This is a genomic window from Flagellimonas rhodophyticola, assembly GCF_049332665.1.
Lineage (GTDB): Bacteria > Bacteroidota > Bacteroidia > Flavobacteriales > Flavobacteriaceae > Flagellimonas.
The window spans coordinates 118,229-138,438 of the sequence record NZ_CP186326.1 but is presented as its reverse complement, the minus strand read 5'-3'; the positions used below and the strand labels follow the sequence as shown (position 1 = coordinate 138,438).

The 20,210-nt window shown below is 39.1% G+C and carries 17 protein-coding genes; 9 read left to right on the top strand and 8 right to left on the bottom strand.

Features of this window, described 5'->3' with window-relative positions:
* Window positions 1-13 precede the first annotated feature (13 nt).
* The 8 genes from ACOKFG_RS00595 to miaB all read right to left on the bottom strand — a co-directional run bounded on the left by ACOKFG_RS00595 (window position 14) and on the right by miaB (window position 7,978).
* Complete coding sequence (locus tag ACOKFG_RS00595; RefSeq protein ID WP_298791888.1) at window positions 14-1,210, bottom strand: glycoside hydrolase family 18 protein; 1,197 nt, start codon at window positions 1,208-1,210, stop codon at window positions 14-16.
* 178 nt (window positions 1,211-1,388) lie between these two features.
* Window positions 1,389-3,020 carry a chaperonin GroEL gene (groL, locus tag ACOKFG_RS00590; RefSeq protein ID WP_298791886.1) on the bottom strand — a complete coding sequence of 544 codons (1,632 nt, stop codon included), beginning with the start codon at window positions 3,018-3,020 and terminating at the stop codon, window positions 1,389-1,391.
* 21 nt (window positions 3,021-3,041) lie between these two features.
* Window positions 3,042-3,320 carry a co-chaperone GroES gene (locus ACOKFG_RS00585; protein ID WP_298791884.1) on the bottom strand — a complete coding sequence of 93 codons (279 nt, stop codon included), beginning with the start codon at window positions 3,318-3,320 and terminating at the stop codon, window positions 3,042-3,044.
* Between the two features lie 147 nt (window positions 3,321-3,467).
* Entirely contained in the window at window positions 3,468-3,815 is a 348-nt protein-coding gene (secG, locus tag ACOKFG_RS00580; protein ID WP_299487659.1) for a preprotein translocase subunit SecG, read from the bottom strand.
* A gap of 9 nt (window positions 3,816-3,824) precedes the next feature.
* Window positions 3,825-4,715 carry a hypothetical protein gene (locus ACOKFG_RS00575; RefSeq protein ID WP_299487661.1) on the bottom strand — a complete coding sequence of 297 codons (891 nt, stop codon included), beginning with the start codon at window positions 4,713-4,715 and terminating at the stop codon, window positions 3,825-3,827.
* Between the two features lie 2 nt (window positions 4,716-4,717).
* Window positions 4,718-5,236, bottom strand: coding sequence for an LptE family protein (locus tag ACOKFG_RS00570; protein ID WP_298791877.1), 519 nt, complete (start codon window positions 5,234-5,236; stop codon window positions 4,718-4,720).
* A gap of 5 nt (window positions 5,237-5,241) precedes the next feature.
* The gene (locus tag ACOKFG_RS00565) at window positions 5,242-6,513 is read right to left on the bottom strand and encodes a sigma-54-dependent transcriptional regulator (RefSeq protein WP_298791875.1); all 1,272 of its coding nucleotides are present in this window, start codon (window positions 6,511-6,513) and stop codon (window positions 5,242-5,244) included.
* A gap of 1 nt (window position 6,514) precedes the next feature.
* Window positions 6,515-7,978, bottom strand: a complete 1,464-nt coding sequence (gene miaB / locus ACOKFG_RS00560; RefSeq protein WP_299487664.1) for a tRNA (N6-isopentenyl adenosine(37)-C2)-methylthiotransferase MiaB — start codon at window positions 7,976-7,978, stop codon at window positions 6,515-6,517.
* A gap of 141 nt (window positions 7,979-8,119) precedes the next feature.
* On the opposite strand from miaB, the gene ACOKFG_RS00555 reads away from it, so the two are divergent.
* From ACOKFG_RS00555 to ACOKFG_RS00515, 9 genes are all read left to right on the top strand, one after another.
* On the top strand, window positions 8,120-9,373 hold the full coding sequence (locus ACOKFG_RS00555; protein WP_422861671.1) for an LVIVD repeat-containing protein: 1,254 nt from the start codon (window positions 8,120-8,122) through the stop codon (window positions 9,371-9,373).
* Window position 9,374: 1 nt separating this feature from the next.
* Window positions 9,375-9,623: a BPTI/Kunitz-type proteinase inhibitor domain-containing protein gene (locus tag ACOKFG_RS00550; RefSeq protein WP_298791871.1), complete on the top strand. Its 249-nt coding sequence runs from the start codon at window positions 9,375-9,377 to the stop codon at window positions 9,621-9,623.
* Window positions 9,624-9,769: 146 nt separating this feature from the next.
* Window positions 9,770-12,259 (top strand): type I DNA topoisomerase, encoded by a 2,490-nt coding sequence (topA, locus tag ACOKFG_RS00545; protein ID WP_422861670.1) that lies wholly within the window; start codon window positions 9,770-9,772, stop codon window positions 12,257-12,259.
* A gap of 1 nt (window position 12,260) precedes the next feature.
* On the top strand, window positions 12,261-13,418 hold the full coding sequence (locus ACOKFG_RS00540; protein WP_298791867.1) for a formimidoylglutamase: 1,158 nt from the start codon (window positions 12,261-12,263) through the stop codon (window positions 13,416-13,418).
* A 121-nt stretch (window positions 13,419-13,539) separates the two neighbouring features.
* Window positions 13,540-14,919, top strand: a complete 1,380-nt coding sequence (gene gldK / locus ACOKFG_RS00535; protein WP_298791865.1) for a gliding motility lipoprotein GldK — start codon at window positions 13,540-13,542, stop codon at window positions 14,917-14,919.
* 94 nt (window positions 14,920-15,013) lie between these two features.
* On the top strand, window positions 15,014-15,664 hold the full coding sequence (gene gldL, locus ACOKFG_RS00530) for a gliding motility protein GldL (RefSeq protein WP_298791863.1): 651 nt from the start codon (window positions 15,014-15,016) through the stop codon (window positions 15,662-15,664).
* 48 nt (window positions 15,665-15,712) lie between these two features.
* The gene (gene gldM / locus ACOKFG_RS00525; protein WP_298791861.1) at window positions 15,713-17,272 is read left to right on the top strand and encodes a gliding motility protein GldM; all 1,560 of its coding nucleotides are present in this window, start codon (window positions 15,713-15,715) and stop codon (window positions 17,270-17,272) included.
* Window positions 17,273-17,296: 24 nt separating this feature from the next.
* On the top strand, window positions 17,297-18,199 hold the full coding sequence (gldN, locus tag ACOKFG_RS00520) for a gliding motility protein GldN (protein WP_299170314.1): 903 nt from the start codon (window positions 17,297-17,299) through the stop codon (window positions 18,197-18,199).
* Window positions 18,200-18,563: 364 nt separating this feature from the next.
* On the top strand, window positions 18,564-20,054 hold the full coding sequence (locus tag ACOKFG_RS00515; RefSeq protein WP_422861669.1) for an amidohydrolase family protein: 1,491 nt from the start codon (window positions 18,564-18,566) through the stop codon (window positions 20,052-20,054).
* The last annotated feature ends 156 nt before the right edge of the window (window positions 20,055-20,210 follow it).

Genomic DNA, 20,210 nt, shown 5'->3' with positions numbered 1-20,210 from the left:
GTTGGTTGCTTTGCTACTTTTTGATTGATGCATCGTAAATAGACTTTAAGAGGCTGTTCTTTTCTTTGGTATCATTCCCCAATTGCCAGAACATGATTCCGCCAAGTTCTTTTTTCAAAGCGAATTCTGTTTTCAAGCGTACCGAAGTAGAATCGTCATAACTGATAAAAATACTGTCCTGAGCATTGTATAGGTAGGGCGCTTTAGCAATTGGATCCCAATACCTTTTGTAGTTTTTGTCGGGTTCAAATTCTGCACGAATTTGATTATAGGTACTCCATCCAATATGAGCGCCTGAGTTCATTTGATAAAGTCCGTTATTTTCTGGCGGGACACCCTTCCATGCTCTTCCGTAAAAGGCAGCACCTATTATTATCTGCTCCCTTTTTACTCCTTTCTCCATGCAAAAGGCCACAATTTTTTCAGCGGATTGAGGTTGATAGGCTCCGCGATCTTGTTCAGAGGCTTTTCTTCGCTCATCCACATACTCCCATGCGGGGGTGTCAACGACATCTTTTTCCTGGATTAAACCCAAGGCAGTGTGATGCCCTGTGAATGGTGCTGTGGAACCAATTTGATCGTAGGTCATTACATTCATATAGTCAGCATACTTCATGACTTCTCCTATCTCTATATTCTTGTAATAACGTTTCCATCCGGCTGATGCAAAAGTTAAAGTTTGCTTCCTGTCCAAAGCATCTAAGGCTTCGCGCAGTTCTTTCATCAATAGGGTGAAATTTTGCTTGTCTTCTGGTCGTGCACCAGTATCTGCTGCTGGAATGGCAGGATATTCCCAATCGATATCAATTCCATCCAAGTCGTGTTTTTTATTGAATTCAATAACGCTTTCTACAAACTTTTTACGGTTTTCAGATGTATGGGACATATCTGAAAATCCATCTGCTCCCCACCCTCCGCAGGCAATCATGACTTTTAAATGGGGATGATTTTTCCTTTGGGCTACTAGCTGTTGTAGTTTTTCACCGTTTTTTTCGTTGTTGAATTTCATTTCGCCATCTATGACCTTGGTGAATGAAAAAATAATATGGGTCAATTGATCTAATGGCAATAACTCTGGATTGTAATTCTTTTCGGGAACGTAATAGGCCATTACGGCAAATGGAGGTTGTTTCTGTTTTTCCGATATATTGGTGAACGAAGTGAACAAAAACAGGACAAAAATCGAGATATAAAACTTTGTGTACTTCATGGGAAGAAATTATTGAATCTAAAAATTAATCAATAAAAATGGCTCATTGGAAACTATTAGACAGAGGACATTTGAGGAAGTACAAACAACTTATTTGGGCAGCACAAGTATATTAAAATGAGGCAATAAAAAAGGCCCATGGTATACCATGGGCCTTTTTTATACTATATTTTAGGAATTACATCATTCCTGGCATTCCACCGCCGCCCATTGGAGGCATTGCTGGAGCATCTTCTTTAATGTCTGTCAAAGCACACTCAGTAGTCAAGATCATACCAGAAACAGAAGCGGCATTTTCCAAAGCAACTCGCGTTACTTTTTTCGGGTCAATGATACCTGCTTTCATCATTTCAACGTATTTATCTGATTTAGCATCGTAACCAAAGTCTGCTTTACCGTCTAAAATTTTAGCGACTACCACAGAACCTTCACCACCAGCATTTTCAACAATTGTGCGCAATGGTGATTCAATGGCTCTGGCAACAATTTGTAATCCTGTTGCCTCGTCTTCGTTTACCGTATCTACTTTAGCAAGCACTGACTTGGCTCTAACCAAGGCAACTCCACCTCCTGCAACGATACCTTCTTCAACAGCTGCTCTTGTAGCATGAAGGGCATCATCTACACGATCTTTTTTCTCCTTCATTTCTACTTCGGAAGCGGCACCAACATAAAGTACGGCTACCCCACCAGCCAATTTGGCCAAACGCTCTTGCAGTTTTTCCTTGTCGTAGTCAGAAGTTGTGGTTTCTATTTGTGATTTGATTTGGTTAACACGTGCCTTGATGTTCTTGGCAGCGCCTGCCCCATTTACAATTGTAGTATTGTCTTTATCTATAGTAACTCTTTCTGTTGTTCCCAACATATCGATAGTTGCCGTTTCTAAAGAGAATCCTCTTTCCTCAGAAATTACCGTACCGTTGGTTAATATTGCGATATCTTCCAACATGGCCTTTCTTCTGTCACCAAAACCTGGAGCTTTTACAGCGGCAATTTTCAATGAACCTCTCAATTTGTTCACTACTAAAGTAGCTAAAGCTTCGCCGTCAACATCTTCTGCAATGATCAATAATGGTTTTCCTGATTGAGCAACCGGTTCCAAGACAGGAAGCAAATCCTTCATTGAGGAGATTTTCTTGTCGAACAATAAGATGTAAGGGTTGTCAAGGTCAGCGATCATTTTTTCTGAGTCGGTAACGAAATAGGGAGATAGATACCCTCTATCAAACTGCATTCCTTCAACAACATCTACATAAGTATCGGTTCCTTTCGCTTCTTCAACGGTAATCACACCTTCTTTGCCTACTTTTTCAAAAGCTTGGGAAATCAAGTCTCCTATTGTTCCGTCATTGTTAGCAGAAATGGCTGCAATCTGCTTGATTTTCTCAGAGGAATCTCCAACTTTTTTAGATTGTTTTGACAAGTTCTCAACGATAGCCTCAACAGCTTTGTCAATACCTCTTTTAAGGTCCATTGGGTTTGCGCCAGCTGCAACATTTTTAAGCCCTTCTTTTACGATGGCTTGAGCAAGTACTGTTGCCGTAGTAGTTCCGTCACCTGCAAGGTCATTGGTTTTTGAAGCTACTTCTTTTACCATTTGAGCGCCCATATTCTCAAGGGCATCTTCCAATTCGATTTCTTTTGCCACGGTAACACCATCTTTGGTTACTTGTGGAGCTCCGAAAGATTTACTAATGATTACGTTTCTACCTTTAGGTCCTAAAGTGACCTTTACAGCATTGGCCAAGGCATCCACACCTTTTTTAAGGCCATCACGTGCTTCTATATCGAACTTAATATCTTTTGCCATTTTTCTTAGTTGATTTTTTAATTAAACAATTGCTAAAATGTCACTTTCACGCATGATTAAATAATCAGAACCGTCCAGCTTTAGTTCGGTACCTGCATATTTACCATAAAGCACAGTGTCACCAACCTTAACAGTCATGGATTCATCTTTGGTTCCTGGGCCAACAGCTACTACTTTTCCTTTTTGTGGTTTTTCTTTTGCAGTATCTGGAATAATGATACCAGAGGCTGTTTTGGTCTCAGCTTCAACAGGCTCTATAAGAACTCTGTCTGCCAATGGTTTAATGTTAACTTTAGCCATATTATTAATCTTTAGGTATTTGTTTTAAAAATTCTCGAAACTTTGGACAGAAATTATGCCAATACTTGAAAACTGACAGGATTTTAAAACAAAAATGCCAGCTTGTCATTCAAGCTGGCATTATATATTTATTCTGTCATTAATTTTTTAATTAATGGTGTCAGTAGGATCTGCTGTTGGAACTTCTTCCGGAACAGTTTCTGGAACCGTAGTCTCAATATCGTCTCCTTGCAAAAGTTTAGAATCTGCTTGGCTATAACTTCCCTTAAGGGAAATATTGGAAGCTAGTATCAAAACAATCAATAAAGCAGCAAGGGTCCATGTACTTTTATCTAAAAAATCTCCAGTCTTTTTTACTCCTCCTACAACTTGGTTTCCGCTACCGCCAAATGAAGAAGACAATCCGCCTCCTTTTGGATTTTGTACCATGATTACCAAAACCAACAAAAGGCATACTATGATAATCAATATCAAAAAAATCGTAAACGTGCTCATTTTTCTATCTTAATCTTTTTCTTTCTGCAGCTTCTTCACTGCTCGAATTTGGTCTGCAAAGAAACCACTTTTTTCCGGATATTTCAAACTCAATATTTTGAAGGCCTGAATAGCTTTTTTATACTTTTTCTGCTCCAGATAAACCTTGGCCAAAGTTTCCGTCATCAACTCGTTTTTGTCCATTTTTAAGGACTCTTTAATATCGACTTTTGACTTGGAATCTTCATTGGGCACAATCTTGGGCCTGTTTTCAATAAACTTGTCCAACAAGTCGAACTTCTGCTTTTTCTTCAGCTCTTTTTTTGAAGTGATATCTTCATCCTCATCCGGATTGTTAGAAGTAAGCTGCAACCATTCAGTAAACGAATGTTTTTCCTTTTTGGTAAACGGAATAGGTTTTCCAATTTCCAAGTCGACTTCTGAGGAAGTTGGTTCTTCTAATTCTTCTGGTGCAGAATCTTCGGTGGGTGATTGTTTTGATTCAAAAAGCTCAGGATGTAATATTTGCTCAGCGTCCTGGACATTTTGTGGTAGTGCTTCTTCGGATTCGCCCAAAAGGGTTTCCGTGTCCGGATTGGGCGTAATTTCTTCCGAAACCGCTTTTTTATCTTGAAGTGTTGGAACCCTTCCGGCAATAGTATCTGCGATATTATTTTGAACAAATTCTTGGGAAGTGATAAAGTCGAAAAGTACATCCCGATCCGAAGTATGGGCGGCGGTTATTTTTAAAGCATTGTTGTATTTGTAACTATCCAGATTTTTCAATCCTTTTAAGTGCAGCGCACGTGCTGCCTGAAAATATGGATATTCTTCAATGATGTCCTCCAACTCCCTTGTTTGTTTAGGAGAGAGGATAGTGTTTGATTTTTGAAGAATCTGTATAAAATCGGATACGTTCATACTTACCAATTGCCTAAAGAGGCATTAAAAATATCTTGTGTCAATCGCTCAAATATCACTTCATGCGCTTGTGCCTGTATGGATGTCAAAGACGCGGCGGCATCAAAATCAAAGAAAAATGAGAACCTGCGTTCAAAGTCTGCTTCTTCCTTGGTTTTATTGAAAAACCGCACATTGACGCTCATGGTCAATCGGTTTTGTGCTGTTCTCTGATCTGCTGTCGCGGTCATTGGAGTAACTCGATACTCAACAATTTCACCTTCATAAAGCAAATCACCATTACTTCCGGTAAGGGATAAACTGGTCAAATTGTTGATTAAATCTTGAAGCGCTAAGGTGAAATCCCGGTCTAATCCAGGTACTATGGTAGAACTTGGATTTTGGTCGGCATAATTTTGAAAGAAATTAACCTGAAAGCTTTCTGCGGTTCCAATATCCGCCCCAGAAAAATTGTAGATGCCACAATTATAGAACGCAAAAACTATGCTTAACAATAAGATTTTAATGCTATGGTGTTTCATGGATTTTAAAGGTCGTATTGTTTTATTTTTCGATACAATGTGCGTTCTGAAATCCCTAGTTCGGAAGCTGCGGCTTTTCTCTTTCCGCGATTTCGTTCCAACGACTTTTTAATCAGTTCAATTTCCTTTTCCTGTAAAGATAGAGTTTCTTCTTCTTCGATTTCTTCCGCAAAATGATAACGATCCTCTTGTGGTTGCACAACGGTGGTTGCAGGTTCGGCCACAGGTTCTGGAAGATGAAGAATCTCAGCTACATTATTTTCTTGTGGTACAACTTCTTCTTTCTTGTCACCATAGATTTTTTGGATCAAATTTTGATTCTCTTCTTGCACCTTTTCGGAATCATTGTTCTTTAGTAACTCCAACGTGAGTTTTTTCAAATCATGTAAGTCTCCCTTCATGTCAAAAAGGACCTTATATAGAATTTCCCTTTCGTTGCTGAAATCACTCTCTTTTTTGTTTTGTTCTACTACCGCAGGTAAATTTGTGTTGCTGGCATTTGGCAGGTAGCCATTAAGGGTAGCTGCTGTTACATTTCTGGATTCTTCCAAAACCGATATTTGCTCTGCTATATTCCTTAGCTGTCTAATGTTTCCTGGCCAGCGGTATTTTTGAAGTAGTTGCACGGCTTGTTCGGCCAAACGAATTGTGGGCATTTTATATTTCTGTCCAAAATCCGAAGCAAATTTGCGGAATAACAAATGAATATCTTCTTGGCGTTCCCGCAAAGGTGGAATATTGATTTCCACAGTGCTTAAACGATAGTACAAGTCTTCACGAAATTTTTCTTTTTTGATGGCTTCAAACATATTAATATTTGTTGCCGCTACGATTCTAACATCTGTTTTTTGTACTTGTGACGAACCTACTTTTAAGAACTCACCATTTTCCAAAACCCTTAGCAATCGTACTTGGGTGGTTAGCGGAAGTTCACCGACTTCATCTAGAAAAATGGTTCCCCCGTCTGCTACTTCAAAATACCCGCTTCGTGTTTGGGTCGCACCGGTAAAGGCACCTTTTTCATGTCCAAAAAGCTCACTGTCGATGGTGCCTTCTGGAATTGCTCCACAGTTCACTGCAATGTATTTTGCGTGCTTACGGTGTGAAAGGGAGTGTATGATTTTTGGAATTGCTTCTTTACCGACACCACTTTCACCGGTAACCAAAACCGAAATGTCAGTTGGTGCAACTTGTATCGCTTTTTCCAATGCACGATTCAATTTGACATCGTTTCCGATAAGCTCAAATCGCTGTTTTATGGATTGAACACCTTCCATATTAGTTGTTCTTTGAATATTCAATAGCCTCTCCGATCAAAGTGGCGGAAGTACAATCATTTATTTTCACATTGACGAAATCACCGACTTTATAACTTTCCTTTGGAAAAACAACGACGGTGTTCTGGGAATTTCTTCCCATCCAATGTGCATCAGATTTTTTTGAGGATCCCTCAATCAATACTTCCTCGATTTTACCCACATGTTGTTGAGTTCTATAAAAACTGTGTTGCTGCTGCAACTCTATAATTTCTTTAAGTCTCCTTTTTTTGGTTTCTTCGGGAATGTCATCATCCATTTTCCGTTCTGCCAAGGTCCCTGGTCGTTCGGAGTAGGCGAACATAAACCCAAAATCATATTTTACATATTCCATGAGACTTAAGGTGTCTCGATGGTCTTCTTCAGTCTCAGTAGCGAAACCGGTAATCATATCCTGGCTTATGGCGCAATCTGGATTTATTTTTCGAATATTGTCGATTAGCTCGAAATACTCTTCTCGGGTGTGCAGACGATTCATCGCTTTTAGAATTCGATTACTTCCACTTTGCACAGGGAGATGGATGTAATTGCAAATATTCTCATGTTTCGCCATGGCCTCGATGACATCCAAGGTCATATCCTGAGGGTTAGAGGTGGAAAAACGAATACGCATTTTGGGTTGCGCCTCTGCAACAAGTTCTAGGAGGTTTGAAAAATTAACCGAGGTGGCTTTTTGCATGGCTGTGGCCTTTTCAAAATCTTTCTTCAAACCACCACCATACCAAAGGTAACTATCTACATTTTGTCCTAATAGGGTAATTTCTTTAAACCCTTTCTCCCAAAGTTCATTGACTTCTTCCAAAATGGATTGAGGATTACGACTGCGTTCTCGACCGCGGGTAAAAGGCACCACGCAAAACGTGCACATATTGTCGCAACCTCGAGTGATGGAAACAAAAGCAGTTACTCCGTTCGAGTTTAAGCGAACTGGGGCAACATCCCCATAAGTTTCATCCTTGGATAGTAAGACGTTTACGGCATTTCTTCCTTCGTCAATTTCTTTGATAAGGTTGGGAAGATCTTTGTAGGCATCTGGCCCAACGACCATGTCCACAATTTTTTCTTCTTCAAGAAACTTACTTTTGAGTCGTTCGGCCATGCACCCGAGCACACCCACTTTCATTCCTGGGTTGGTTTTTTTTACTGCATTGAATTTCTCCAAGCGTTTACGAACTGTAGTCTCGGCCTTTTCACGAATCGAGCATGTATTCACCAATACCAAATCAGCTTCCTCAAGTAGCTGAGTGGTATTAAATCCTTCTTTTGCCAAGATTGAGGCAACAATTTCACTGTCAGAAAAATTCATTTGACAACCATAACTTTCTATATACAACTTACGGTTGTTGTCATCTTTTTTTTCCAGTGTCAAGGTCGTTCCCTGTTGGCTCTCATCAATGATTTTTTCTGTTCCTTGGTTCGTCGTCATTTCGTTTAAATGGTCTGCAAAGATAGTGCTTAATCCACTTTAGTGACAATTTGGCAGTTAAATTTTGCACAAATAATTACGCAACTTTGTTTAACCATTTCTATCTAAAGGGTGTTATTTATCCAAAAAACTTAAACAACTATGAAAAAGAAAATTCTGTTTATTTTATGCCTGGCCACTTTGGCCTTTGTCTCTTGCGACAAAAACGATGACAATGATGGTTATGCTGAATACTTAGTAGCAAAGCCTTTAGTAATCAGCAAAGCTGATTTTGCAAATAGTGTAGATATTATTGCTCCGCGACCTATAGATGAGTCAGGTAAAGTCTATACCTATGAGGATTATATTTTTGTGAACGACAAATACAAGGGAATACATGTAATTAACAATAGCAACCCTTTGCAGCCTCGTAAGATTGGGTTCATCAGAATTCCGGGAAACGTGGATATATCAGTAAAGGATGATTTTCTCTACGCCGATAGCTTAATGGATTTAATTGTGTTGGATATATCCAACATTACGGATATCAAACAAGTAAATAGGTTGGAAAATGTATTGCATAACAATATATTCTGGCCTTTTGAAGCGGATATTATCGAAGATGTTGGGTATGATTATGAGACCGAAATCATAGTAGGGTGGGAAACCACAACAGAGAGAAGGTTGATTTCTGAGGTTGAAGAAAATAGAAATATTGATATCCTGTTTGACGGTGCCTTGGCCAATACGACCGAGAGCGGCACCACCGGACAGGGAGGGTCTTTGGCCCGATTTAAAATTGTAGATGAATACTTGTACGCAGTAGACAGTCATAACATCAACATTTTTAATATTTCCGATTTAGATAACCCGCAAGATTTGGAGGATGTTTATGCAGGATTCGATATTGAAACAATATTCAATAGAGGAAACCATTTGTTTCTGGGCAGCATGCGTGGAATGTATATATATGATATCACCTCACCAGATAAACCAACGTTCGTTTCAGAATTTCAGCACGGTACTGCCTGCGACCCAGTGGTTGTAGATGGAGATTATGCTTATGTTACCTTGAGAGGAGGTAATTTCTGCGGAGCAACAGAAAGTGGTCTTTTTATAGTGGATATTTCTAATATCCAAAATCCTGAATTGGCTAAAATGTATCCTATGGATGAACCATATGGCTTAGGAATAAAGGATGAAAAACTGTTTATCTGTGATGGTGAGTCAGGGCTTAAGGTTTATGATAAAACCGATATTGAAGATTTGAAAACGTTAAATCACTTTAAAAATATTGTTACGTTTGATGTCATTCCATTAGAAAGCCATTTAATTATGGTTGGGGATGAGGTGTTGTACCAATATGAGTATTTAAATGATGAGATTAAGTTGATAAGCCAGATAGGACTCAATTAATATGTTCAGCACTATATATAGATGGACTCTTAAGTTGGTATTGGTTGTGGTTATTTTGAATTCATGCTCAGATGATGATAAGGTCTCTGCTTGCCAACTAGAACCTGACCCTGGCCCATGTGAGGCTTTAATTCCCAGATATTATTTTGACAAAGAAGATCAGGAATGCAAGGAATTTTTCTGGGGAGGTTGCAACGGCGTTGTACCTTTTGAAACCATGGAAGCTTGCCAAGCATGCGAGAGTAACTAACTCCCGAACTGCTGTCTTTAAACGAAGATTTATACAATAACACGATAAAATATCCCGTTTTTAGCGGGATATTTTTTTACATGCGATTTTGAGAAAAATCCAAAATCGAAAAATTCATATACTTTTGTTACCTCAAAAACCATTGCATGCCTAAGAATTTAGTTATTGTTGAGTCACCTGCAAAAGCAAAAACCATTGAACGTTTTTTGGGAAAGGACTTTCAGGTCGAATCCAGTTTTGGACATATCGCAGATTTGCCTTCCAAAGAACTTGGGGTTGATGTAGAAAATGATTTTACTCCTAAATATATAGTTGACAAGGAAAAGAAAGCCTTGGTCAAAAAACTTAAAGATTTAGCTAAAAAAGCAGAAATCATTTGGTTGGCCAGTGATGAGGACCGAGAGGGAGAAGCAATTTCTTGGCATTTGGCCGAAGCACTAAATTTGGATCAGAGCAAGACCAAAAGGATTGTTTTTAACTCCATAACCAAATCCGCAATTCAAAAAGCAATTGAGAATCCACGCGAGATCAATTACAATTTGGTAAATGCACAACAGGCAAGAAGGGTTTTGGATCGTTTGGTAGGTTATGAACTATCACCAGTACTTTGGAAAAAAATTAAACCAGGGTTGTCTGCTGGGCGTGTGCAGTCCGTTGCTGTTCGTCTGATTGTTGAACGTGAAAGAGAGATTGAGGCTTTTAGTCCTGAAGCATCTTTCCGGATTCGTGCAGAGTTCAAAACAAACAATGGAAATGTTTTTTCGGCCAAGCTGAGCAAAACCTTCGCTACCAAAGAGGATGCCGAAACATTCTTAAAACAAAATATTGGCGCCAATTTTTCCGTCGCCAATTTGGATAAAAAACCGGCCAAAAAATCTCCGGCACCACCATTTACAACATCAACCTTACAGCAAGAAGCGTCACGAAAATTGTATTTCTCGGTAAGCAGAACCATGCAGGTTGCCCAAAGATTGTATGAAGCTGGTCTGATTACTTATATGAGAACAGACAGTGTAAATCTATCTAATGAGGCATTGAATGCGGCCAAGGATGCCATTGTAAAAAATTACGGAGAGCAATATAGTAAAGTAAAAAACTATACAGGAAAATCTAAAGGAGCACAAGAAGCTCACGAGGCCGTACGTCCGACCGATATGAATTTGTCTTCTCCTTCATTGGAGCGTGATCAAGCAAAATTGTATGAGCTTATTTGGAAACGGACCTTGGCTTCGCAGATGAGCGATGCCCAATTGGAAAGAACCAATGTCAAGGTGAAAGCCAGTACTCATGGTGAGTTGTTTGCAGCCACGGGAGAAGTAGTAAAATTCGATGGGTTTCTTAAAGTATATCTAGAAGGAATTGACGAAGAGGACCTTGCGGAAGAGCAAGAAGGGATGTTGCCAGCGTTGAGTGTTGGAGAATCATTGCAGAACAATTTTATAACAGCGACCGAACGTTTTTCAAGACCACCATATCGCTATACGGAAGCATCTTTGGTTAAGAAATTGGAAGAGTTGGGTATTGGAAGACCATCGACATATGCACCAACCATATCTACAATTCAAAACAGAGGATATGTAGAAAAAGGAACCGTTGAAGGAACCGAACGCAACTACGCACAGTTGATTTTGGAATCTGGAGATCTTACGGAAAAGAAACTTTCAGAAATGATAGGGTCTGATAAAGGCAAGTTGGTTCCGACCGATATTGGAATGATTGTAAATGATTTCTTAGTCAGCCACTTCAAAACCATTTTGGATTACAATTTCACCGCAAAAGTAGAAGAGAACTTCGATGAGATCGCTACTGGTGACGAGGATTGGAAAAAAATGATGAAGGAATTCTACAAAGACTTCCACCCAAATGTGCAGGATGTAGAGGAAAATGCGGATCGTGCAAGTGGTGAGCGTGTGCTCGGAACAGATCCAAAATCAGGTAGACAAGTAGCTGCAAGATTAGGCCGTTTTGGGCCAATGGTTCAAATTGGAACAGTCGATGAAGAAGAAAAACCATTGTTTGCCAGTCTGCTGCCAGAGCAGTCCATTACCACAATCAGCTTTGAAGAGGCAATGGAACTTTTTGAGTTGCCAAGAAAATTGGGAACTTATGAAGGTGAAGATGTAGAAGCCAATGTGGGTCGTTTTGGACCTTATGTAAGATTTGGCAAAAAGTTCATTTCCCTGGCCAAAGGAGAGAGTGCCTTTGATGTAGATATGGATCGAGCCATTGAATTGATTAAGGCCAAACAAATTGCGGATGCACCCATTGCACATTACGAGGATTTGGAAGTCACCAAGGGAGTAGGTCGATTTGGTCCATTTATTAAATGGAATGGGATGTTTATCAACGTAAATAAAAAATACGATTTTGATAATTTGACCAAGGACGATATTGTTGAATTGATCGAGGCAAAGAAAGTTAAGGAAGCTGAGAAGTTGATTCAGGAATGGCCAGAAGAAAAAATCCGTATCGAAAAAGCACGCTGGGGTAGACACAGTATTATAAAGGGAAGAATTAAGGTAGAGCTTTCCAAAGATGTTGATGCTGCCAAGGTATCATTAGAGGAAGCAAAAGCGCTATTGGAAAAAAAGACACCTAAAAAGAAAACAAAAGCAAAGGCTAAAGCAAAAAAGTAAGATGGCGTTCGATTTTTTGGTTCCTGTCAAGAAAAAAGTCCTGGCATTTTCAGAATTATTGCCTCCTCAGGCCCTTGGTAAAAACATTCATAAGCATACCGAGAAAAAAGGTTTGCCGGTCTTCGCCAATGCCACCGTTGCCATTTTCGGGGTTTTGGAATCCAGAAATGCCTACGAAAAAAAACCTGAGAAGCTGGATTTGGATGGAATCCGCATTCAACTGTATCGATTAATGGCAGGGAATTGGAATTCCACCATCTTGGATATAGGAGATGTAGAAGAAGGAGATACAGTGGAAGACACCTATTTTGTGGTGAAGGAAATTGTTGCTGGACTTCTCGAAGAAAATATTATACCTATTATAATAGGTGCAACCCAAGATATTACCTTTCCAGCCTATAGAGCTTTTGATAAGATCAGGGATATGGTCAATCTCGTATCCATCGATAGTCGTTTTGATTTTGGCGAGGACGACGAGTTGATTTCTTCGCACTCCTACATGAGTAAGATTATCACGGATAAGCCTAATAACCTTTTCAACTTTTCCAATATTGGGTATCAAAGTTATTTTAATGCCCAGGAAGAAATGGATTTGATGGAGCGTCTTTTCTTTGACGCTTATAGATTGGGAGAGGTAGCCGCAAACTTGGAACTTGCCGAACCCGTGCTGCGAAACTCCCACATTGTTAGTTTGGACCTTAGGGCCGTAAGAGCAGGTGAGATGGGAATGCATCCCAATTTTTCTCCGAATGGATTTACGGGACGAGAAATCTGCACCATAGCCAGATATGCAGGTATTAGTGATAAAGTTTCCCTATTCGGAATTTATGAAGGGGAAAATTCACCACAAGCATTTCAAATGATTGCCCAGATTATTTGGTATTTTATTGAGGGAATAAGTTTTAGGGTAAAAGAATTCCCGAGTTCCAAAAGTGAGGATTTTACCAAGTTCACTGTGCCTACTGATACTGAAGAGCTCATATTCTACAAGAGCCATGTTACCGAACGTTGGTGGGTAGAAGTACCATCAATTTTGCCTGAACATACTAAAACCAATTCGGTGGCGTTATTACCTTGCACCGAAGGGGACTATTTGGATGCTTGCAACCAGAACATTCCAGAAAGGTGGTTCAAGGCCTACAGAAAGGGCTTTAACTAAACAAATTAAATTTTAAGCATTAATTGTTTTTACACAATAAATTGTTCAAAAATCAGTTTTGATGAGTAATGAATTTGTGTTGTACAGTTTGTAATCTTAAATCGAAAATTTAACCTAAAGTATGAGAAAGCTATTCTTTTCATCAATAGCATTTGTTTTTTTACTCGCAAGTTGCGGTTCAAATTCAAAGTCAAAAGGTGAACTGGTTGGGGCCAAAGGGAAAAAATGGTATCCAGAAAAGCCTTATGGAATGGAATTAATTCCACGAGGTTCCTATGTCATGGGTAAAGCTGAAGAGGATCAGGCGAAAGTTTTGAACGCCCCTACAAGAACGGTTACCGTTCGTTCATTTTATATGGATGATACAGAAATCACAAATAGTGAGTACCGTCAATTTGTAGAGTGGGTAAAAGATTCTATCACAAGAACCAAATTGGCTATTTTGGCCGATGAGTTAGGTTTTGGACCAGAAGACGAAGGTATCGGAGAATATGCATTTCAAGATGCAGATACTACGAAAATGTCAGTATATGACAAATACATGCTCGATAACTATGCAGGTCTTGGTGAAACGGGATATGAAGGAAGAGCATTAAATACAGATGTTGATTTGGTATGGGACACCTCTGAATATCCAGATGAGTACTATGCTGAAATCATGGATTCAATATATCTTCCCGAAGAAGAAAGTTATAATGGATTAAGGACTTTGGATGTTACCCAATTGAAATACAAGTACAATTGGATGGATATCGAAGCCGCTGCAAGAGCTAAAACAGGACGTAGAAAAGACTTTATCCGACAAGAAGTTGCTGAGATTTACCCAGATACTACGGTTTGGATCAAAGATTTTGAGTACTCCTATAATGAGCCTATGCACAACGATTACTTTTGGCATGATGCCTACAGTGAATACCCTGTTGTTGGTGTAAACTGGATGCAGGCCAAGGCATTTTGTAACTGGAGAACCAAGTTTAAAAATGACGATCAAAAAAGTCGTGGAAGGCAATTTGTAAATCAGTTTAGACTACCTACAGAAGCCGAATGGGAATATGCTGCCAGAGGTGGTATCGATGGAGGAACATACCCTTGGGGTGGACCTTATGTAATTAGTGATACCGGTTGTTTTATGGCCAACTTTAAACCACAACGTGGGGATTATGCAGCAGATGCAGCCCTATATACTGTGGAGGCAAAGTCCTATGAGCCTAACGAATACAACCTTTATAATATGGCTGGTAACGTAGCAGAATGGACAAGCTCAAGCTTTGATCAGGGCGCTTACGAATATCTGTCGACCATGAACCCAAATATAGGTTCTGGTCAGAACCAAAGAAAAGTAATCCGAGGAGGATCTTGGAAAGATGTCGCTTACTTCTTGCAAGTAAGCACCAGAGATTATGAATACCAAGATTCTGCCCGAAGCTATATTGGATTCCGAACCGTTCAAGATTATATGGGCGAAGAGGATTCTACAAAAGGACAAGGACTTCCTAACTAATTATTATCATTGTAAAAGAAAAGAGAGCATTATATAAATATTAACCAAGTAGTAACCAAATACTTATTTATATAACTTAATTAAAACTAGAATTATGGCACAGTCAAAATCAACAAAAAAGCTGTTTAACATGGCCTACGGGCTTGGAGCATCAGTAGTAATTATTGGTGCATTATTTAAGATTCTTCACTGGGAATTCGGACCACTGAACGGTGGAATCTTACTTGCTATTGGACTTATTACTGAAGCACTAATTTTTGCGATCAGTGCATTTGAACCAGTAGACGACGAATTAGATTGGTCTTTGGTGTATCCTGAATTGAATAATGGTCAGTCCAAAGGAAACAAAAATGACGCTAAGCAAGCCAAAGAAGCTGAGGGTCTTCTTTCCAGAAAATTGGACGATCTTTTAAAAGAAGCGAATATCGATTCTGAACTTTTCACAAGTTTAGGAGATAGCATCAAGAATTTTGAAGGTGCTGCTAAAGGTATTGCCCCAACTACGGATGCTATCCAACACACTAAGAAATATTCTGAAGAGCTGTCACATGCTGCTGCTCAAATGGAATCTTTGAACAGCCTGTATAAAGTACAATTGGAAAGCGCTAGTCGTCAAGCTTCTATCAACGAAGAAGTTGTACAGAACGCAGGTGCTCTTAAGGAGCAAATGGAATCATTGGCAACTAACCTTTCTTCCTTGAATGGAGTATACGGTGGTATGTTGTCTGCTATGGCCAAAAACTAATTAGAGACCCCAGATCAAATTAATTATTAATTCTAATTAGAGAAAAACATGGCATCAGGAAAAGAAACCCCACGTCAGAAGATGATCAACCTTATGTACTTGATCTTCATCGCGATGTTGGCCTTAAATATGAGTAAAGAAGTTCTTGCGGCGTTCGGTATTATGAACGAAAAGCTTGAGACTTCCAACATCAAGACTACAGAAAGTAACGATAACTTTTTGGCTAGTCTTGAGACCAAAGCTTCTGAAGACGAAAAGAAGTATGGTGAATTATATCAAAATGCACAGAAGATAAAAAGCTTATCTCAAGAGTATTATGATTACTTGGAAACCCTTAAAAAAGGTATGACCGAAAAACTTGAGGATCCTAAGGATTACGCAAGAATGGACAACTCTGATTATTTAGATCAGACTCTTTTTCAAGGTGATAATTTATCTCCAAAAGGTAAAGAATTCATGAAAAGAATCAATGATTATAAGACTCAAGTTGCTGCTATTGCACCTGCAGCCCTAAAAGAAGCTGTTAATACACGCTTTCAAACAGGAGATGCAAATGGTAAAGTAGAAAAAAGAGATGGCACCAAGCAAGATTGGATCAACTATCACTATGAAGGTTATCCTTTAGTAGCTTCTTTGGCTAAATTAACAGCGCTTCAAGCGGATGTTAAAGCAACAGAAGAAGATGCTTTAAAATCGATGTTGGAAGGTGAACTTACTAATCAAGTTTCATTGACAAACTTTGCTACGTCATTGCTTGCATCTAAGTCTGCTTTTTATAATGGAGACAAGTACGATGGTAAAATTATCATCAGTAAAACAGATAAAACATCTACACCAGTAAAAGCTGAATTGACTTTAGACGGTAGAAAACTGACTGAAGGTAAAGACTATAAGTTAGAAGCTGGTGGTGTTCAAATGTTGATTGGTGCCGGTAACCCTGGTGACCATGAGATTGTTGGTACAATGTTCTTTATGCAAGACGGAGAAGAAATTCCTGTAGAAGTTAAAAATTCTTTTGCTACAATTTCCAAGCCTAATGCTGCTGTAATTGCTGCTGATAAGATGAACGTAGTATACCGTGGAGTTGCTAACCCAATGACTATTTCCATTCCTGGTATTCCTGATAACAAAGTTAGTGCTTCTGCACCCGGTTTATCCAGAAGAGCAGGTAGCAAGTATGTTATGAACCCAGGTAAAGGTAGAGAAGTTACAATCAGTGCTTCTGGTGTATTGCCTGATGGTCAAAGAATCAGCACACCTGCAACCTTCCGTATCAAGGATATTCCTAGACCAGGAGGTACCGTACGTGGTGAAGCGGGTAGCGTTAAAATGCCAAGAAGAAACCTTGAGATTTCTACTGTTGGTGCAATGTTGGAAGACTTTGATTTTGATTTGAACCTTGCCGTTAGCGGATTTAAGTTCAAAGTGCCAGGTCAACCTACCATCACTGTAAACGGTAATAAATTGGATGGAAGAGCCAAATCTGCTCTAAAAAGAGCTAAAAGAGGCGAAGCTGTTCAGATATTCGATATCAAGGCCTACATTACAAACAACAGAAGCTACAAGCTGAAGAAGATTTCTCCTGTTGTTGTAGAGCTTACAAACTAATAAAAGTATAGAAGTTAGTAAATCATGAATTGGAAAAATGCATTTTTAATTGGAGCTTTAAGCTTATTGCCAGTATCAATGATGGCGCAGGCGAACATTTTGAACGCCAAGTTGCCAGATGATATCGGGAAAAAGACCGAAGCTCAAATAGAGCAAGACAATGACGCCCCCCTAAAATATGGTTATGTGGATGACAGGGATATCCTTTGGTCCAAAACTATTTGGGAAGTGATTGACTTGGATGAGCGTGTTAATTTTCCATTATACTACCCAACCGATACTATTGGTATTGGAGGGGATAGAAGGTCACTTTACCATGTTTTGATGAAAAACATTAAAAACGGAAACTTGACCGAGGTATATACGGATTCATACTTCACTGAAAAGCGAAAGTTTGATGATTTAACCGCCACATTAAGTAAGGTCGATACCACAGATCTTGGATATGAGCAATTGAATGCTGGAGAGCAGATTTCTGCGGAATTTATAAACCAAAGAGATTTGAATGCAGCTGATATTGAAGAATATCGTACCAAAGGAATCTGGTATTTTGATAAGCGTCAGGGAGAATTAAAATATAGGCTGTTGGGTATAGCACCAGTAGCTCCTGATGTAAACTTTATCGATGATGAATCTGTAGATCCGGGAGAGAATAAAGTAGAATTGTTTTGGGTCTGGTATCCAGCTGCAAGACAAATTCTGCACGAGGCAAAGGTGTATAACCAACGCAACTCGGCCCGCCCAATCTCCTTCGATATGCTATTAAACGCACGTCGTTTCAATGGAGTGATCTACAAGGAAGACAATGTTCACGGAGACCGTGAAATTGACGACTACGTTTTTGATAATGCCTTGTTCCAACTATTGGAAGCCAAACGAATCAAAGAGGTTATCCGAGATAGGGAACAAGATATGTGGGCTTACTAAGCCATAGATTAAGATTTCCAATTCAAATCATACAGACGCCGCTCAATTGAGCGGCGTTCTTTATTTTATCATTTTGTCTGAAATGTCATGCTGAGCTTGTCGAAGCATAGTTCTAAAGAATTGCAATTATAGCTCAGAATGTCGGTGAACCAACAAAACTCAAAACACAGGCAACCACTAGTATCCTATTTACGTCTTTAAAGAAGAAGAACAAGGCCAATGCAAAAAATAGTATTCACAATATACCTATGATTCCCGTACGTTTAAACTATGCTCAATCGCCCAAAGAACTGTCAAGACGTATAAATTCTGTAACAAGCTGAGGATATAGTCGTATTCAGTTAAAAACTAAAGAAGATTATTAATGAAAAAATTACTAACTATTCTCCTGGTTACAATTTTACTCTCTTGTCAGGACAATAAAGAACAAACGAATCTTACAGAGGGCGTATACATATCGAATGTTACCATAATCTCAACAGAAGATGGTACTTACAGCTCTTATATAGGTCATTTGGTGATTGAAAAAGATAAAATCATTTATGTGGGCAAAGATGAGCCAAGCATAATAGGAACATTTGAACAGATCGATGGAACTGGAAAATTCATAATTCCAGGGTTAATCGATAGTCATGTGCATCTTCCGGGAGTGCAGGGAATGCTTCCGCATCATATAGAAAAATACCCTGAACTAGCCACTGAGTTTAAAAGCCAAATGCCGCGAAGCTATTTATACTACGGTTTTACCACTTTAATTGATCTTGGAGGCATGCATGAAGAAGATATCACTTCTTTTAACATGGAAAAAACAAAGCCCAATCTATATCATATAGGGTATTCGGGAGCTGCGGTTGCAAATGGCTACCCAATGAATAATATACCTGTAGAATATAGATTTGAAGCCCAGCCAAATTTCATATATATGGAAAGTCAGGCAGCAACTATACCAGATAAGTATGACTCTGCCAATCATACCCCCAAAGCAGTTGTCAAGCGCATCAAAAATTCTGGGGCTATTGCTGTAAAATCGTATTATGAATCAGGGTTTGGTCACATGAAGGGATTACCCTTACCAACCAAAGATATTATGGAGGAATTGCTTACAGAAGCACATTCCAATGGGCTTGTCCTAACAGTTCATGCCAATTCATTTGAAGGACATTCATTTTTAACAGATATAGGAGTTGATATCATATCTCACGGGCTTTGGAACTGGGAAGAATATAAAGATGTGCCCTCTGATTCTCTTCCAATAGAGATAAAAAACATGTTGGATTTACAAATTGAAAAGCAAATAGGCTATACCCCTACATTGACTGTTATTGAAGGAGAGGAAGCACTGGTTGATACCGAATTTCTTGATCAACCTGGCTTAAAAAAGGTGGTTCCTGAAAATTTACTTGAATGGTATAAAACGGAAGAAGCACAATGGTTTGGCAAAAAAATTTTTAATGAGCTTGCTGTAGAAGAGGTTCATACAATGTATGACAATGTGCAAGGTCATGCAATGCTAGCTTTAAAGTACCTTTCTGATAATAATGGTCTAATTCTATTTGGCTCAGATACTCCATCTGGCCCGATTTATAGCAATCAACCTGGTCATAATGGAAATTGGGAGCTTAAATTGATGAAAGAAGCGGGAGTCCCCTTGAATAAAATACTTGCGTCCGCTACATTTAATAATGCCAAAGCTTTTCATTTAGATTCTTCGCTTGGTTCATTGGCTATCGGAAAAAAGGCTAATATAATTCTGATGAATAAAAACCCTTTAATGGATATCGATGCATATGATGCCATAGAAAAAATTGTTATTGGAGGTAAAGTCATAAAAAGAGAGGCTTTAGAAGCCAAATAACAGCTGACTACAACATTGACTAAAGACAATGGTGTTGTTATTGCCTATTTCCACCAATTCTTGCAGATTTTCAGTTTGGAGCTTAGATAGGTTCAACCCTTTCGTCTTAATACTTTGTATCATCCTTCACCGGTCCTCCAACACCCGACAGATATC

What these genes read in the sequence shown, in the direction of transcription:
- ACOKFG_RS00595 (WP_298791888.1), bottom strand. Translation starts at nt 1,210, where the DNA reads ATGAAGTACACAAAGTTTTATATCTCGATTTTTGTCCTGTTTTTGTTC.
- groL (WP_298791886.1), bottom strand. Translation starts at nt 3,020, where the DNA reads ATGGCAAAAGATATTAAGTTCGATATAGAAGCACGTGATGGCCTTAAA.
- ACOKFG_RS00585 (WP_298791884.1), bottom strand. Translation starts at nt 3,320, where the DNA reads ATGGCTAAAGTTAACATTAAACCATTGGCAGACAGAGTTCTTATAGAG.
- secG (WP_299487659.1), bottom strand. Translation starts at nt 3,815, where the DNA reads ATGAGCACGTTTACGATTTTTTTGATATTGATTATCATAGTATGCCTT.
- ACOKFG_RS00575 (WP_299487661.1), bottom strand. Translation starts at nt 4,715, where the DNA reads ATGAACGTATCCGATTTTATACAGATTCTTCAAAAATCAAACACTATC.
- ACOKFG_RS00570 (WP_298791877.1), bottom strand. Translation starts at nt 5,236, where the DNA reads ATGAAACACCATAGCATTAAAATCTTATTGTTAAGCATAGTTTTTGCG.
- ACOKFG_RS00565 (WP_298791875.1), bottom strand. Translation starts at nt 6,513, where the DNA reads ATGGAAGGTGTTCAATCCATAAAACAGCGATTTGAGCTTATCGGAAAC.
- miaB (WP_299487664.1), bottom strand. Translation starts at nt 7,978, where the DNA reads ATGACGACGAACCAAGGAACAGAAAAAATCATTGATGAGAGCCAACAG.
- ACOKFG_RS00555 (WP_422861671.1), top strand. Translation starts at nt 8,120, where the DNA reads ATGAAAAAGAAAATTCTGTTTATTTTATGCCTGGCCACTTTGGCCTTT.
- ACOKFG_RS00550 (WP_298791871.1), top strand. Translation starts at nt 9,375, where the DNA reads ATGTTCAGCACTATATATAGATGGACTCTTAAGTTGGTATTGGTTGTG.
- topA (WP_422861670.1), top strand. Translation starts at nt 9,770, where the DNA reads ATGCCTAAGAATTTAGTTATTGTTGAGTCACCTGCAAAAGCAAAAACC.
- ACOKFG_RS00540 (WP_298791867.1), top strand. Translation starts at nt 12,261, where the DNA reads ATGGCGTTCGATTTTTTGGTTCCTGTCAAGAAAAAAGTCCTGGCATTT.
- gldK (WP_298791865.1), top strand. Translation starts at nt 13,540, where the DNA reads ATGAGAAAGCTATTCTTTTCATCAATAGCATTTGTTTTTTTACTCGCA.
- gldL (WP_298791863.1), top strand. Translation starts at nt 15,014, where the DNA reads ATGGCACAGTCAAAATCAACAAAAAAGCTGTTTAACATGGCCTACGGG.
- gldM (WP_298791861.1), top strand. Translation starts at nt 15,713, where the DNA reads ATGGCATCAGGAAAAGAAACCCCACGTCAGAAGATGATCAACCTTATG.
- gldN (WP_299170314.1), top strand. Translation starts at nt 17,297, where the DNA reads ATGAATTGGAAAAATGCATTTTTAATTGGAGCTTTAAGCTTATTGCCA.
- ACOKFG_RS00515 (WP_422861669.1), top strand. Translation starts at nt 18,564, where the DNA reads ATGAAAAAATTACTAACTATTCTCCTGGTTACAATTTTACTCTCTTGT.